The sequence below is a fragment of the Streptomyces sp. NPDC060027 genome, from assembly GCF_042737005.1.
Classification (GTDB): Bacteria; Actinomycetota; Actinomycetes; order Streptomycetales; family Streptomycetaceae; genus Streptomyces.
The window spans coordinates 1-14,418 of sequence record NZ_JBHWVI010000088.1; the positions used below are offsets into that span (position 1 = coordinate 1).

Consider the following 14,418-nt stretch of genomic DNA (forward strand, 5'->3'; position numbering starts at 1 on the left):
CCCCTGCCGAGTCGGCAGGGGCCCGCGGAATGGACGGCAGAGGGGCACCGGGACCTGCCCTCGACGGGCAGCATCCCGGCCCACACGGCTTACCGTCCGCCGGCGGCCTGACGGCCCGGCCTCACTTCAGGTGCCGGGCGAAGAACCGGACCCCGTCCTCCATCTCGGACCGCGGGACGCCGGTGTGCCCGCCGAGATTGGCGTGCAGGGACTTCTCCTTGGAGCCGAAGGCATCGAACAGGTCCAGGGACGCCTGCCGGTCGTTCCATTCGTCGTCCCACTGCAACATGACCCGCAGCGGAATGGTGACCTGGCGGGCCTCCTCGACGATGGCGGCGGGGACGAAACTCCCGGCGAAGAAGCCGGCAACCACGATGCGCGGCTCGACCACCGCAAGGCGGACGCCGATGGAGATCACTCCCCCCTCGTACCCGACCGGGCCGCCGATCTCGGGCAGCGACAGGAGGGCCGTCAGGGCGGCCTGCCATTCCGGGACCGCCTTTTCGACCAGCGGGAGGATGAGGGCGTCGACGATCTCGCCGCTGACCGGCTCGCCGGCCTCGATCGCCCGGCGCAGGTCGGCGCGGGCCTGCTCGGCCGCGGCCCAACGGGGCCGTTCACCGCTCCCGGGGAGCTCGATGGTGGCCGCGGCGAAGCCGTACTCCGCCGCGTAGTACCGGGCCCGCCCCGCCAGCCGGGGGTACATCTTGCGCAGTCCGAGCGGGGGGTGGCCGATCAGGATCAGCGGCGCCGGTGCAGACGCGGACGCGGACGCGGGCGTCCACAGGATGCCGGGGATTTCACCGAGGGTGAACTCGCGTTCGAGGACGCCGTCGTCGAGGCGCTGTTCGGAAGTGAAATGCATGGTCGTGCCTTTCGGGAGTGCTCATTGACGGCGCTCCCGGACGACCTATCGCCCGACCGTGACCCCGGAGGGGAGCACCCATGTCGATACTGCGTTCACGGGTACCACCTCCTCGTTCTCTCGCACGGCTTCCGGAAAAGTAGCAGCGGTCGCTGTGGTCCGCCAACCGATTTCTTGCGCAGGCTCCGTGGCCGGATGCCACGGGGCGGAACACGCACTGGAACCACCCGCACCTGTGCGGCAGTCTTCTTCCTCGTGGGGAATCTTCCGTCTCAGAGTGCGTCGAGTGGCGCCGGTGCGCACATGGTCGTGGCCGGGGACGACGCCCTGGCGCATCGGCTGGCCGCCGAGCTGCGTGGGGTGTACGGCGAGCGGGTGACCCTCGTGGTGCCGCCCGCGCAGCACGGTGTGCGGCCGCCGGTCGTCGGGCGGACGCGGGCCACCGCCCTGTTCGACCGGGTGTCCGCCGCGGTGAACCGGGCCTCCGGGAACGGAAATGCGAACGGGGGTGGAGCCGGGGCCGGGAGTGGTGAAGCCGGAGGTGTCCGGACAGGTGAGGCTTCCGGTTCCGAACGGGTGCTGGAGGCCGCCGAACTCACCGAGAGCGTGCTCGCCTACGCGGGCGTCGAGCGGGCCGCCGCACTCGCGCTCGTCTACGACGACGACGAGACCAACATCCGCGCCGCGCTCACCGCCCGGCGGCTCAACCCGCGTATCCGGCTGGTCCTGCGGCTCTACAACCGGCGCCTCGGGCAGCACATCGAGGCCCTCCTGGACCAGGCCTCGGCCCTGGCCAACGCCGCGGCCGCCGCCGACAGCGCGCTCGCTGCCGGCGCCGACGCCGGGGCCGCTCCAGGGCCCGATGCCTCGCGGGCGGGCGGAAGCGTCGAGGCCTTCGACGCGTCCACCACCGTGCTGTCCGACGCCGACACGGCCGCGCCCGCGCTGGCCGCGACCGCCGTTGCCGGTACCAGCAAGGTCGTCCAGACCGACGGGCTGATGCTGCGTGCGGTGGAGCGACCGCCGCCCGGTCCTGGTGAAGTCGCCGATCCCGGGCTGTGCACACTGGCGCTGCTGTCCGCCACGACCAACGACCCCGCCGGCGCCGACGGTTCGGAGAGCAGCGGAGCACAGGGTCCCCAACTCCTGCCCGACGAAAGGGCGGTGGCCGCCGCGACCGGACGCGGGACCGTCGTCCTGGAGAACGTGTCGTACTCCGGTCCCGAACTGTCCTCCGGGCGGGGCGTCGTCCCCTGGTTCGGCTCCCTGCTGTCGCGGCGGCTGCGTTGGTCGTTCGTCGGGCTCGTCGCGTGTGTGATCGGGCTCGCGGTGGCGTCGATGCTGGTCACCAAGGAGCCTCCGCTCCAGGCGACGTATCTGACGCTGCTCGATCTCTTCGCCATCAACGATCCGGCCATCGGCCAGCCACTCGGGCGGCAGATCCTCCAACTCTGCTCCGGCGTCGTCGGGTTGCTGCTGCTGCCGGTGCTGCTCGCCGCCGTGCTGGAGGCGCTCGGCACCTTCCGCAGCGGGTCCGCCCTGCGGAAGCCGCCGCGCGGACTGTCCGGGCACGTGGTGCTGCTCGGGGTCGGCAAGATCGGTACGCGGGTGCTGGCTCGGCTGCGGGAGCTGCGCATTCCCGTCGTGTGCGTCGAGGCCGATCCCGAGGCGCGGGGGCTGGCGCTGGCTCGGCGGCTGCGGGTGCCCGTGGTGCTGGGGGACGTGACGCAGGAAGGTGTGCTGGAGGCCGCCAAGATTCATCGGGCGCACGCGCTGCTGGCTCTGACGAGCGCGGACACGATGAACCTGGAGGCGGTGCTGTACGCACGGACCGTACGGCCCGATCTGCGGGTCGTACTGCGGCTGTACGACGACGACTTCGCGACCGCCGTGTACCGCACCCTGCGGGCCGCGCATCCCGACGCGCTCACCCGGAGCCGCAGCGTGTCCCATCTGGCCGCGCCCGCGTTCGCGGGGTCGATGATGGGGCGCCAGATCCTCGGGGCGATTCCCGTCGAGCGGCGGGTGCTGCTGTTCGCCGCGGTGGATGTGGGCGGGCATCCTCAGTTGGAGGGACGCACGGTCGGGGAGGCGTTTCGGGCGGGGGCGTGGCGGGTCCTCGCGCTGGACACGGCGGCGCCCGGGGAACGCCGGGCGGCCCCGGCGTCCGCCTCGCGCGGCCCAGGACTGGTGTGGGACCTGCCCTCCACGTACGTCCTGCGGGCCGAGGACCGCGTGGTGCTCGCCGCGACGCGGCGAGGGCTCGCCGAGCTGCTCGGCCGACGGCCTCGGCAGCGGACCGGGGCGTAGGGCCCGGCCCGCGTCGGAATTCGACCCGGGGGCCGGGCCCCGGCCCCCGTCGGGCAGCCCTACGCAGGCCCAGCAGCAGGCCCAGCGCGCACCCGGCGCAGGCCCCCGGGCCGGGGCTACTTCCCCAAGTGGCGCTCCGCGAAGTCCAGTTCCAGGCGGACCTGCTTGATGCGTTCGTCGACCACCAGGGAGCCGTGGCCCGCGTCGTAGCGGTACACCTCGTGGACGGCTTCGCGGGCGGCGAGACGGTGGACGTAGTTGTCGATCTGGCGGATGGGGCAGCGGGGGTCGTTGACTCCGGCCGAGATGTACACCGGGGCCTTGACCGCGTCGACGTAGGTCAGCGGGGAGGACGCCTCGAAGCGTTCGGGGACCTCTTCCGGCGTGCCGCCGAGCAGCGTGCGGTCCATGGCCTTCAGCGCCTCCATCTCGTCGTGGTATGCCGTGACGTAGTCGGCGACCGGGACGGCGGCGATGCCGAGGGCCCATGCGTCGGGCTGGGTGCCGAGGCCGAGGAGGGTGAGATAGCCGCCCCAGGAACCGCCGGTGAGGATCAGGCGGTCGGGGTCGGCCAGGCCGGACGTCACCGCCCACTCGCGGACCGCCGCGATGTCCTCCAGCTCGATGAGCCCGACGCGGTGCTTGAGCGCGTCGGTCCACGCGCGGCCGTAGCCCGTGGAGCCTCGGTAGTTGACCCGGACCACCGCGTAGCCGTGGTCGATCCAGGCCGCCGGGCCCGCGGCGAACGAGTCGCTGTCGTGCCAGGTCGGGCCGCCGTGGATCTCGAAGACGGTGGGCAGCGGACCGGTGGCGCCGGCCGGCTTCTGGATCAGGGCGTGGACACGGCCGCCGGGTCCCTCGACCCAGACGTCCTCCACGGGGACCGATCCCGGGGACTTCAGGCCGGGCGGGTCCAGGACGATCTCGCCGGTCGTCGAACGGACGGCCGACGGTTCGGCCGCCGAGGACCACAGGTATTCCACGGTCCCGTCCGGGCGGGCCGTCGCCCCGGAGACCGTGCCGGGCGGGGTCGCGACCTCGGTCAGCTCGCCGGAGGCGAGGTCGTAGCGCCACAGGTCGCTGCGCGCCTCGAAGCTGTGGGCGATGAGGAGGGCCGAGCCGTCCGGATACCACTCGGCGGCCACGTCACCGGGGAGGTCGAGGCGCAGGTCCGTCTGCTCGCCGGTCGTCACCTCCCACACCAGGGGCTCCCAGCGGCCGCGCCGCTGGTGCCCGATGAGCAGTCGGCTGTCCCCGTCGACGGGGGCGAAGCCCAGCACTTCGAGGCCCAGCTCGACCGTGCCGCCCTCGGTGTCGTCGAGCTCGGCGACCGCCGAACCGTCCGGGCGCAGCACCCGCAGCGCCGAGTGCATCGCGTCGCCGTGCTCGGTGTGCTCGACGGCGATCAGCGAGCCGTCGTGCGACAGGTCGCCGACCCCGGCCGACTCGCGGTGCCGGTAGAGCTCCACCGGGGCCTCGCCGGCGCGGGCCAGATGGATCGTCGAGCCGTCGTCGTCCGTCGAGCGGCCCACGACGGACGTACGCCCGTCCCGGCAGATGGCCAGGCCCGCCGGGTAGGAGGGGTCGAGACCGGGGACCGCCGGCTCGTCGGTCTCTCCGTCGACCAGGGCGGCCCCGAAGGGGCGGCGGCGCCAGATGCCGAACTCGTCGCCGTCCTTGTCGTCGAACCACCAGATCCACTCGCCGTCGGGCGAGAGCACCCCGTCCGTCGTGCCGTTCGCCCGGTGGGTGACCTGGCGCTGCTCCCCCGTCGCGCGGTCCCACGCGTACAGCTCGTACGTCCCTGTCGCGTTCGAGACGAACAGGGAGCGGTGCGGGGCGTCCTCCGCCCAGTCCGGCAGGGACACCCGCGGTGCCCGGAAGCGCTTCTCCCAGTCGGGCATGTCTGCCTGCTGCTGCTCGGTGGACCTGGTGCTCTCAGTCATGGCCCCATAGTGCCTGGCCCGCCCGGCCCGTGCCGACGAGGTCCCCGGCCTGTGGACAACTTCGCGGTCCCCGGGCACTCCGCCGCCCTCCGACCGGCGCGCGGAGCCGAGCCCGAGGTCGGGGAGGGCGGACCGGGGGCCGGTCTCGCCGCGAGGGCAACTGTGCAGGTCAGGGGCGATGTCAGTGCCGGGGTGCAGACTTTTTCGCATGACCGATCTGCGCAGGACCGTCGAGAGTTACTGGGCCGCCGCCAACGCCCGGGAGTGGGTCGCGTTCGCGGACCTGCTGGCCGAGGACGTCGTCTACACCCTGCCGCAGACACGGGAGCGCGTCAGCGGCAGGGCGCGGTACGTCGAGTTCAACCGCGAGTACCCGGGGGACTGGCAGGTCCGGATAGAGCGGGTCATGACCGAGCCCGGTCAGGCCGTCACCTGGACCCTCGTCACCGTGGGTCTGGAGAAGCTGCACGCGATCACGTTCTTCACGGCGGACGAGGAGGGCCGTATCGCCACGGTGACCGATTTCTGGCCCGAGCCGTACGAGCCGCCAGCGGGCCGGGAGCATCTGGCCGAACGCTATTGAGCGGGACCCACGGCCTAGTCCCGCACGGCCGCCCCGTACCGTGGAAGGCGTGTACCGGTTCCTGCTGACGCCCCGCTGGTGGGGGATCAACGTCTTCGTGCTGTTGGCCATCCCCTTCTGCGTGTTCATGGGGTCGTGGCAGCTGGGGCGCTTCGAGGACCGCGTGCAGGACCACCGGACGGCGGACAAGGCGGCTTCGACGGCCGAGACGGACCCGGCCCGGCCGCTGGCCGAGATGCTGCCCGTGACCACGGAGACGTCCGGCAGACAGGCCACCGCGAAGGGGCGGTACGGCAAGCAGCTCCTCGTGCCCGGCCGCGAACTGGACGGCAGGCGCGGGTACTACGTGCTGACGCTCCTGCGGGTCGACGGCGGCAAGGCGCTGCCCGTCGTCCGGGGCTGGCTGCCCGGCGACGCCGACCCGGCGAAGGCCCCGGCCGCCCCCGGCGGCGAGGTCACCGTCACGGGTGCCCTCCAGGCGTCCGAGAGTCCGGGTTCGAACGGTGTCAGCACCGCCGGGGGTCTTCCCCCGGGGCAGACCGCCGCGATCAGCTCCGCGTCGCTGGTGAACCTCGTGCCGTACGCCCCGTACGACGCGTGGATCACGCTGGCCGAGGCCGACGCCGGGATGAAGGCGGTGCCTCCGACCGCGCCGCAGAACACGGGCCTGGACCTCAAGGCCTTCCAGAACCTCGGCTACACCGGCGAGTGGTTCGTCTTCGCGGGCTTCGTCGTCTTCATGTGGTTCCGGCTGCTGCGCCGCGAGGTGGAGTTCGCCCGCGACGCCGAACTGGGGCTGCTCCCGGACCCGCCCGCGGGGCAGCAGGGGAACGACGACGCCACCACCGCGGTGACGCCGTCCGCCACGGCCTGACACCGCCGCCGCCCGCCGGCACCACCGCCCGTCGGCGCGACCGGGGCGAGCCCGATCTCCGGGCTCCGCCCCTCGGTCCACGCGCCGCGCACCGGTCGGCCGGCGCGCCACGCACCGGTCAGGACGCCGCCAGGATCCCCGTGCGGTAGACCGTGCCCGCGCAGGCGTTGGAGACACTCACCGAGGCCGTCGCGCCGCCCGTGGCCGCCATGCTGGAGACGATGACGCTGCCGTCCTGCACGCCGTCCTCGACGAGGAGCTGGGCCACCGTGCCGCCGCCCGTCTCTGCCGAGGTGCCGCCTGTGTCGGTGGCGCCTTCCGTGGGGGTCGGGTCCGGTGAGGGCTCCACGGCCGGGCAGGTCTCCGAGGGCACCCAGGCGAACTTCACCACGTACGAGGCGCCGGGCTGGAGCACCAGGGAGGTGACCTCCGTGGAGGGGTCGGGCAGCCCGGTGGCAGCGTCGCCCGCCACATGCGTCGCCACACCGATCTTGCCGCTGTCCGCCGCGCCCTGGGCGGACACGTCGACGGTGCCGGCGCCGGCGACCGTGCAGGCGGTCGTGGAGATGTTCGAGACGGTGAAGGAGCCGTAGACCGCACCGACGGAGTCCGGTCCGTTGGCAACACCGGAGGCGCCGCCGAGCTGGCTGATCGTGCAGGCGGTGGAGGCCGCGGCCGAGGCCGAGGGGCCGGTACCGCCGGGGGCGGCCCCGCCCGGGCCCCCGTCCTTGTCGTCCGGCCTCTTCGTCCTGTCGTCCGTGCCCTTGCCCTTGGACGTGCCGGCGGAGCCGCCCGCGTCCTTGCCGCCGTCCGTGCCCTTGTCCTGGCGCGCGCCCTGGGCCTCCGCGGTGTTGCCCACCATGGACGGGTCGGCGTTCGACCCGGAGGAGTTGGAGACATGGACGAGCGCCGGGATCGCCGTGCCGATGAAGAGCGCCGCCGCGGCCATGCCGACCACGGCCTGGCGCTTGCGGGCCCGCCGGGCCGGTACCGCCCGGCGCAGATGGTCCAGGGTGCCGACGGCGGGTTCGATCTCCTCGACGGCCTGGTGCAGCAGCCGGCGCAGTGCCAGCTCGTCGGAGCCGAGGCCTTCGGGTCCCAGTCCGTCCGTGCCCTGTGTGTCGGGCTGTTCGTCGGGGCCGTGGTTCACAGTTCCGTTCCCAGCGTGCGATTGCTTGTGCTCGTGTTCCGGGCGCCCCTGTTCCTCGGGGCGCCGCCGTTCGTCGTGCCCGCTCATGCCGAGGCCCCCATGGCGACGCGGAGCGCGGCGATACCGCGCGAGCCGTACGCCTTCACCGAACCCAGCGAGATGCCGAGCGTCTCGGCGACCTGGGCCTCGGTCATGTCCGCGAAGTAGCGCAGGACCAGGACCTCGCGCTGGCGGCGCTGGAGCCCCTTCATGGCCTTGATCAGCGCGTCGCGCTCCAACTGGTCGTACGCGCCTTCCTCGGCGCTCGCCATGTCGGGCATCGGCTTCGAGAGGAGCTTGAGGCCGAGGATGCGTCGGCGCAGGGCCGAACGCGAGAGGTTGACGACGGTCTGACGCAGATAGGCGAGCGTCTTCTCCGGGTCCCGCACGCGTTTGCGCGCCGAGTGCACCCGGATGAAGGCCTCCTGGACGACGTCCTCGCAGGAGGCGGTGTCGTCGAGCAGGAGCGCCGCGAGGCCGAGAAGCGACCGGTAATGCGCCCGGTAGGTCTCGGTGAGATGGTCGACGGTGGTTCCCGCCGCCAGGGTGTCCTCGGCGCCGTCGCGCTGGTTCGGGATGCGGGCCGGCCGCGCTGCGGGCATGGGCGCGATCACCGGCATGCCGCCGGGCACGCCGGGGCTGCGGAGTCGGCGGGGTGGACGCAGGGCCGTGCCCCTTGTCTGTACCGCGGTGAATTCGAGTACCTCTGCCACGCCTGTTGGACACACATCCCCCCGACAGGGTTGTACGCGACAGGCATCACATTCGCGTCGGGTGTCACATTGGCCGGAATCCCGTCCACGGGAACGCTGCCCGGACGGCCCGTCGGTACGCCGTTCAGCGAGCGCGACGGTGCACTAAATGCCCTCATGCGTAACAGCTCTTCCCCTATGCCCAATGCCCTGTCGCCCCCTGGAGCCGCTGAATGGCGACCGCAAAGACGCTCCCCGCCCTCCGCGCGGTTGCGGAGAACGGGGAGCAAAATCTTCGAACGCCCACAGGGGTCCGTTCAAGTGGTCCGGACCATTAAATTGATCACTGGACCAACACGGATCCTACAAACCGATCACGCGAAGAGCACCGAGATTACGGTCGGCGTGCGCCGGGAGCGCAGAACCTGTGGGTCCGGTGCCCGTTCGGCGGACCGGTCCTAGGGGGTCCCGACGATCTCCGCCGCCACCAACTCCGCGATCTGGGCGGTGTTCAGGGCAGCACCCTTGCGCAGGTTGTCCCCGCACACGAACAGTTCGAGAGCCGTCGCATCGTCCAGGGCCCGGCGGACCCGGCCCACCCAGGTCGGATCGGTGCCCACCACGTCCGCGGGCGTGGGGAACTCACCGGCGGCCGGGTTGTCGAAGAGCACGACTCCGGGCGCGGTGGCCAGAATCTCCCGGGCCTTGTCGACGGTCACCTCGTCCTGGAAGCGGGCGTGCACGGTCAGGGAGTGCGTGGTCACCACGGGGACGCGGACGCAGGTCACGGCGACCTTCAGATGGGGCAGCCCGAGGATCTTGCGGGTCTCGTTGCGTACCTTCATCTCCTCCGAGGACCAGCCGTCCTCGGCGAGCGACCCGGCCCACGGCACCACGTTCAGGGCGACCGGCTCCGGGAACGGGCCCGTGTCGTCGCCCACCGCCCGGCGTACGTCACCGGGGCTGGTCCCCAGTTCCGTACCGGCGACGAGAGACATCTGCCGGCGCAGGGTGTCGACGCCGGCTCGGCCCGCGCCGCTGACCGCCTGGTACGAGGAGACGACGAGTTCGCGCAGCCCGAACTCGGCGTGCAGCGCGCCGAGCGCCACGATCATCGAGAGGGTGGTGCAGTTCGGGTTGGAGACGATCCCGCGCGGACGCACGCGGGCGGCGTGCGGATTGACCTCGGGGACGACGAGCGGCACCTCCGGGTCCATCCGGAAGGCGCCGGAGTTGTCGACGACGACCGCGCCCTTGGCGGCGGCGATCGGCGCCCACTGGGCGGCCACCTCGTCCGGTACGTCGAACATGGCGACGTCGACCCCGTCGAAGGCCTCCTCCGACAGGGCCACCACCTCGACCTCGACGCCGCGCACGGCCAGCTTGCGGCCGGCCGAGCGCGGCGAGGCGATCAGACGGATCTCGCCCCAGATGTCCGCGTGCTGGGACAGGATCTGGAGCATGACCGTGCCGACGGCCCCGGTCGCTCCCACGACCGCGAGCGTCGGTCGTCCGGTCATCGCCCGGTGCCTCCGTAGACGACGGCCTCGTCGCTGTCGGAGTCGAGTCCGAAGGCGCTGTGCACGGCGCGTACGGCGTCGTTGACGTCGTCGGCGCGGGTGACCACGGAGATACGGATCTCGGAGGTCGAGATCAGCTCGATGTTGACCCCGGCGTCGGTGAGCGCCTCGAAGAAGCCGGCCGTCACACCCGGGTTCGTCTTCATGCCGGCACCGACGAGCGAGATCTTGCCGATCTGGTCGTCGTAGCGCAGCGACTCGAAGCCGATCACGCCCTTCGCCTTCTCCAGGGCGTCGATGGCCTTGCGGCCCTCGGTCTTCGGGAGGGTGAAGGAGATGTCCGTCAGGCCCGTGGTGGCCGCCGACACGTTCTGCACGATCATGTCGATGTTGATCTCGGCGTCGGCGATGGCGCGGAAGATCGAGGCGGCCTCGCCCGGCTTGTCAGGGACACCGACGACCGTGACCTTGGCCTCGGAGGTGTCGTGAGCGACACCGGAAATGATGGCCTGCTCCACCTTCTGGTCCCCTTGCTGCTGTGTCTTTCGAACGAGTGGTGCGCTGCTGACCCAGGTGCCCTGAAGTCCGCTGAAGGACGAGCGCACATGGATCGGGATGTTGTAGCGGCGGGCGTATTCCACACAGCGGTGGAGCAGCACCTTGGAGCCGGAGGCGGCGAGCTCCAGCATGTCCTCGAAGGCGATCCAGTCGATCTTCTTCGCCTTCTTCACCACGCGCGGGTCGGCGGTGAACACGCCGTCCACGTCGGTGTAGATCTCGCACACCTCGGCTTCGAGCGCCGCGGCGAGCGCGACGGCCGTGGTGTCGGACCCGCCGCGCCCCAGCGTGGTGATGTCCTTCTTGTCCTGCGAGACGCCCTGGAACCCGGCGACGATGGCGATGTTGCCCTCGTCGAGCGCCGTACGGATACGGCCCGGGGTGACGTCGATGATCCGCGCCTTGTTGTGGACCGAGTCGGTGATGACACCTGCCTGGCTGCCGGTGAAGCTCTGGGCGCTGTGGCCCAGGTTCTTGATCGCCATCGCCAGCAGGGCCATGGAGATCCGCTCTCCGGCGGTCAGCAGCATGTCGAACTCTCGTCCGCTGGGCATCGGAGATACCTGCTCGGCGAGATCGATCAGCTCGTCCGTCGTGTCGCCCATCGCGGAAACGACCACGACCACCTGGTGGCCGTTCTTCTTCGCTTCCACGATTCGCTTGGCGACGCGCTTGATGCCCTCGGCATCGGCTACGGAGGAACCTCCGTACTTCTGCACGACAAGGCCCACGTGCGCTCCTCGCTCAATCCGTCTCTGCACCGCACTACTGCGGTCGGCTCAGTCTAACGAGCGGCCGGATTTCCCTTCCGAGGTATCGCATCGTGAGATGTCCCGCTCACGACGTGATCTCTCGGGATGTCAGGTCAGTAGGGACATCCGGCCGCTCCGAGACGGCACCTGCCCGTGCTGGGGCCCCGGCACTCCGAAAGTGCCCCGAGTCACACCGCGTACCTCTGCCGGAGCGCGGGCGACCGCCCCGGGAACCCCCGCCGGAGCGCGGTCGGCTACTTGACCGTGCGCAGGCCGAGCGGCCCGGCGATCTCCTCCGCCATCACCTTGCCGGCCTCCTCCGCGAGGGCCTCCTCGCCGAGGTCCTGGTCGGTGTCGAGGCCGTCGAGCTCTTCGAGGGGCTGGTTCAGGCGCACGTGCGCCACCACGGACTGCAGGGCGCGCAGCGTCGCGGAGGCGGTGGAGCCCCAGTTGGAGAAGTAGGAGAACTGCCACCACCAGAGGGCTTCCGTGGTGCGGCCCGCGCGGTAGTGGGCCATGCCGTGGCGGAGGTCGGCCATGACGTCGGCGAGGTCGTCGGAGATACGGGCCGGGACCGGGGCCTTGCGCGGCTCGTAGGGGTCGAAGACCTCGGAGTAGACGTCGATCGGCTCGAGCATCACCGCGAGACGCTCGCGGAGTTCGTCGACATCCGCCTCCGGGCCGAGGTCGGGCTCGTAGCGCTCGTCGGGGACGATGTCCTCGTGCGCGCCGAGACGGCCGCCGGCCAGGAGGAGTTGGGAGACCTCCAGGAGGAGGAAGGGCACGGCCGAGTCCGGCTCGTCGCCCTTGGCCACCTCGGTGACGGCGACCAGGAAGCTCTCTACCTGGTCCGCGATCTGGACCACGAAGTCGTCGGGGTCCGGGCTGGTCGCGTGCAGCGTGGCGTCAGACATCTAGGAGTCGTCTCCCCTCGAAGGCGCGGCCGAGCGTGACCTCGTCCGCGTATTCCAGGTCGCCACCCACCGGGAGGCCGCTGGCCAGGCGGGTGACCTTGAGGCCCATGGGCTTGATCATGCGGGCGAGATACGTGGCCGTGGCCTCGCCCTCCAGGTTCGGGTCCGTGGCCAGGATGAGCTCGGTGACCGCGCCGTCGGCGAGGCGGGCCAGGAGTTCCCTTATCCGCAGGTCGTCCGGGCCGACGCCCTCGATCGGGCTGATCGCGCCGCCGAGCACGTGGTACTTGCCCCGGAACTCACGCGTCCGCTCGACCGCGACGACGTCCTTCGGCTCCTCCACCACACAGATCACCGAGAGGTCGCGGCGCGGGTCGCGGCAGATGTTGCACAGCTCCTCCTGCGCGACGTTGCCGCAGGTCGCGCAGAAGCGGACCTTCGCCTTGACCTCCATGAGGGTCTGCGCGAGCCGACGGACGTCCGTCGGGTCCGCCTGGAGGATGTGGAAGGCGATCCGCTGCGCGCTCTTGGGACCGACGCCGGGGAGCCGCCCCAGTTCGTCGATGAGGTCCTGAACAACGCCTTCGTACAACGGATCGCCTTTCCGAGTGCCCTGGTACCGCCGGGTTCCGTCTTACGTTTCTTCCTGGTGCGTACGGTAGTTGGCCGCCACCGGTCTTAGAAGGGCAGACCGGGGATGCCGCCGCCGCCGAGCCCCTGGGTGAGCGGGCCGAGCGTCTGCTGCTGGAGCGCCTGCGCGTTCTCGTTCGCCGCCTGGACGGCCGCGACGATCAGGTCGGCGAGCGTCTCGGTGTCCTCGGGGTCGACCGCCTTCGGGTCGATCACCAGGCCGCGAAGCTCTCCGGAGCCTGTCACGGTCGCCTTCACCAGGCCGCCGCCCGACTGGCCCCCGACCTCCGTCCGCGCCAGCTCCTCCTGCGCGTTCGCCAGGTCCTGCTGCATCTTCTGGGCCTGCTGCAACAACTGCTGCATATTGGGCTGGCCACCACCGGGAATCACGATCAGCTCCTGGTTCGAGTACGGCTGTCCGGACCGTTTTTCCTGTCCAGCATGAGCCTACGTGGTCGACGGGCCCGTCGCCCAAGCACTCTTTCGAGTGACACCGTCACGTCGCCTATACCTGATCAAGACCCTCTTCCGGGCGGAAAGGCATTGAAACCAGGTCCATCGCCACCCATTGGGCGGTAGGAAGGGGACGGCGCATTTGCACCACGCGTCACAAGGCGTCACGCAACGTCAGTTTCATGACCATCGTCCGTCATCACCGTCGTCAGTTAGGGAGTGCCGGGTGAGTCAGCCGGAGATGCAGCCCGAGGGGCCGCCCCAGGACGGGCGGAGCGAGGGGGCGGCGGGGCTGCGGCCGGGTGACCTGACCGGTCGGCCGTTCCCGCTCGGCGACTGGGGGGAGCCGGCCGAGCGGCTCCATGAGCTCTACCGGTGGGTGGAGCAGGGGGCGCTCGACACCGCGGCCTGGTACCTGTCCGACCGCATGTGGAAGCGGTGGGGGGCGCGTCTGCTGCGGTGCGGGGCCGCGCTGGGAGCCGTCGCCGGAGCCGCGCTGCCGTTGCTCGACCTCACCGGGTCCGTGAGCGGTGCCGCCCCGTGGGGGTATCTGGCGCTGCTGTCCGCGGTCGCCTGCGTCGCCGTCGACCGGTTCTTCGGAGTGACCTCCGGATGGATAAGGGACGTGGCCACCGCGCAGGCTGTGCAGCGGCGGCTTCAGGTACTTCAGTTCGACTGGGCGTCCGAGAGCGTCCGGGAGGTCCTCGGGCCCGCGGACGGGACGGCCAGCGAGGCGGCCGACCGGTGTCTCGGGGTGCTGCGGAGGTTCACGGAGGACATCACGGAGCTGGTGCGCACCGAGACGGCGGACTGGATGGTGGAGTTCCGCACGGGACCGGCGCCGCTCGGGATCCAGTCGTCGTCGGCGGGAGCCCCCCGGGTCGACGGGTCGCCCCTGAACGGACGCGTGCCGCTGCCGCCGGGAACCCGCCCGAACATGCCCCGCCAGCGCCCGCCGGAGCCCCGGTAGCGGTCCCGGGCGGCGTCACCCGGCGCCGCGGATCTTCAGCCCGCCCGGCGTCCCGCCCGCATACCGGAAGTGAACTTCGACCACCCTGGTCGGCAGGGCAGTTGGCGTGCCGACCAGGGGCCTCACAGGCCGCGGGACTCCTGGGGACCGCGGTCCTCGGGA

The 14,418-nt window shown here is 71.4% G+C and carries 13 protein-coding genes; 4 read left to right on the plus strand and 9 right to left on the minus strand.

Going from position 1 to position 14,418, the window contains the following annotated elements; genetic code table 11:
- Positions 1-121: 121 nt before the first annotated feature.
- Positions 122-865, minus strand: coding sequence for an alpha/beta hydrolase (locus tag ACFWBT_RS22065; RefSeq protein WP_385702894.1), 744 nt, complete (start codon positions 863-865; stop codon positions 122-124).
- Positions 866-1,168: 303 nt separating this feature from the next.
- On the opposite strand from ACFWBT_RS22065, the gene ACFWBT_RS22070 reads away from it, so the two are divergent.
- Positions 1,169-3,175, plus strand: a complete 2,007-nt coding sequence (locus ACFWBT_RS22070; RefSeq protein WP_385702895.1) for an NAD-binding protein — start codon at positions 1,169-1,171, stop codon at positions 3,173-3,175.
- Between the two features lie 116 nt (positions 3,176-3,291).
- Here ACFWBT_RS22070 and ACFWBT_RS22075 read toward each other — a convergent pair whose 3' ends face one another.
- Positions 3,292-5,121, minus strand: a complete 1,830-nt coding sequence (locus ACFWBT_RS22075) for a prolyl oligopeptidase family serine peptidase (RefSeq protein ID WP_385702897.1) — start codon at positions 5,119-5,121, stop codon at positions 3,292-3,294.
- Between the two features lie 208 nt (positions 5,122-5,329).
- On the opposite strand from ACFWBT_RS22075, the gene ACFWBT_RS22080 reads away from it, so the two are divergent.
- Together ACFWBT_RS22080 and ACFWBT_RS22085 are read left to right on the plus strand one after the other, a co-directional pair.
- Complete coding sequence (locus ACFWBT_RS22080) at positions 5,330-5,704, plus strand: nuclear transport factor 2 family protein (protein ID WP_385702899.1); 375 nt, start codon at positions 5,330-5,332, stop codon at positions 5,702-5,704.
- A gap of 49 nt (positions 5,705-5,753) precedes the next feature.
- Positions 5,754-6,578 carry an SURF1 family protein gene (locus ACFWBT_RS22085; RefSeq protein ID WP_385702901.1) on the plus strand — a complete coding sequence of 275 codons (825 nt, stop codon included), beginning with the start codon at positions 5,754-5,756 and terminating at the stop codon, positions 6,576-6,578.
- 118 nt (positions 6,579-6,696) lie between these two features.
- Here ACFWBT_RS22085 and ACFWBT_RS22090 read toward each other — a convergent pair whose 3' ends face one another.
- From ACFWBT_RS22090 to ACFWBT_RS22120, 7 genes are all read right to left on the minus strand, one after another.
- On the minus strand, positions 6,697-7,728 hold the full coding sequence (locus tag ACFWBT_RS22090) for a hypothetical protein (protein WP_385702903.1): 1,032 nt from the start codon (positions 7,726-7,728) through the stop codon (positions 6,697-6,699).
- An 83-nt stretch (positions 7,729-7,811) separates the two neighbouring features.
- Entirely contained in the window at positions 7,812-8,387 is a 576-nt protein-coding gene (locus ACFWBT_RS22095; protein ID WP_323178842.1) for a SigE family RNA polymerase sigma factor, read from the minus strand.
- A gap of 530 nt (positions 8,388-8,917) precedes the next feature.
- Entirely contained in the window at positions 8,918-9,979 is a 1,062-nt protein-coding gene (locus ACFWBT_RS22100) for an aspartate-semialdehyde dehydrogenase (RefSeq protein ID WP_385702905.1), read from the minus strand.
- Positions 9,976-11,268 carry an aspartate kinase gene (locus tag ACFWBT_RS22105; protein ID WP_385702910.1) on the minus strand — a complete coding sequence of 431 codons (1,293 nt, stop codon included), beginning with the start codon at positions 11,266-11,268 and terminating at the stop codon, positions 9,976-9,978. The genes ACFWBT_RS22100 and ACFWBT_RS22105 overlap by 4 nt, the downstream gene beginning before the upstream one ends.
- Positions 11,269-11,543: 275 nt before the next feature.
- On the minus strand, positions 11,544-12,203 hold the full coding sequence (locus ACFWBT_RS22110) for a DUF5063 domain-containing protein (RefSeq protein ID WP_266760961.1): 660 nt from the start codon (positions 12,201-12,203) through the stop codon (positions 11,544-11,546).
- Positions 12,196-12,795 (minus strand): recombination mediator RecR, encoded by a 600-nt coding sequence (recR, locus tag ACFWBT_RS22115; protein WP_356747394.1) that lies wholly within the window; start codon positions 12,793-12,795, stop codon positions 12,196-12,198. The genes ACFWBT_RS22110 and recR overlap by 8 nt, the downstream gene beginning before the upstream one ends.
- A gap of 86 nt (positions 12,796-12,881) precedes the next feature.
- Positions 12,882-13,223 carry a YbaB/EbfC family nucleoid-associated protein gene (locus tag ACFWBT_RS22120; protein ID WP_385702914.1) on the minus strand — a complete coding sequence of 114 codons (342 nt, stop codon included), beginning with the start codon at positions 13,221-13,223 and terminating at the stop codon, positions 12,882-12,884.
- Positions 13,224-13,512: 289 nt separating this feature from the next.
- Between ACFWBT_RS22120 and ACFWBT_RS22125 the strand changes: the two genes are divergently transcribed.
- Positions 13,513-14,256, plus strand: coding sequence for an SLATT domain-containing protein (locus tag ACFWBT_RS22125; RefSeq protein ID WP_385702917.1), 744 nt, complete (start codon positions 13,513-13,515; stop codon positions 14,254-14,256).
- Positions 14,257-14,418: the final 162 nt, after the last annotated feature.

What these genes read in the sequence shown, in the direction of transcription:
- ACFWBT_RS22110 (WP_266760961.1), bottom strand. Translation starts at nt 12,203, where the DNA reads ATGTCTGACGCCACGCTGCACGCGACCAGCCCGGACCCCGACGACTTC.
- ACFWBT_RS22075 (WP_385702897.1), bottom strand. Translation starts at nt 5,121, where the DNA reads ATGACTGAGAGCACCAGGTCCACCGAGCAGCAGCAGGCAGACATGCCC.
- ACFWBT_RS22095 (WP_323178842.1), bottom strand. Translation starts at nt 8,387, where the DNA reads ATGCCGGTGATCGCGCCCATGCCCGCAGCGCGGCCGGCCCGCATCCCG.
- ACFWBT_RS22100 (WP_385702905.1), bottom strand. Translation starts at nt 9,979, where the DNA reads ATGACCGGACGACCGACGCTCGCGGTCGTGGGAGCGACCGGGGCCGTC.
- ACFWBT_RS22070 (WP_385702895.1), top strand. Translation starts at nt 1,169, where the DNA reads ATGGTCGTGGCCGGGGACGACGCCCTGGCGCATCGGCTGGCCGCCGAG.
- ACFWBT_RS22065 (WP_385702894.1), bottom strand. Translation starts at nt 865, where the DNA reads ATGCATTTCACTTCCGAACAGCGCCTCGACGACGGCGTCCTCGAACGC.
- ACFWBT_RS22080 (WP_385702899.1), top strand. Translation starts at nt 5,330, where the DNA reads ATGACCGATCTGCGCAGGACCGTCGAGAGTTACTGGGCCGCCGCCAAC.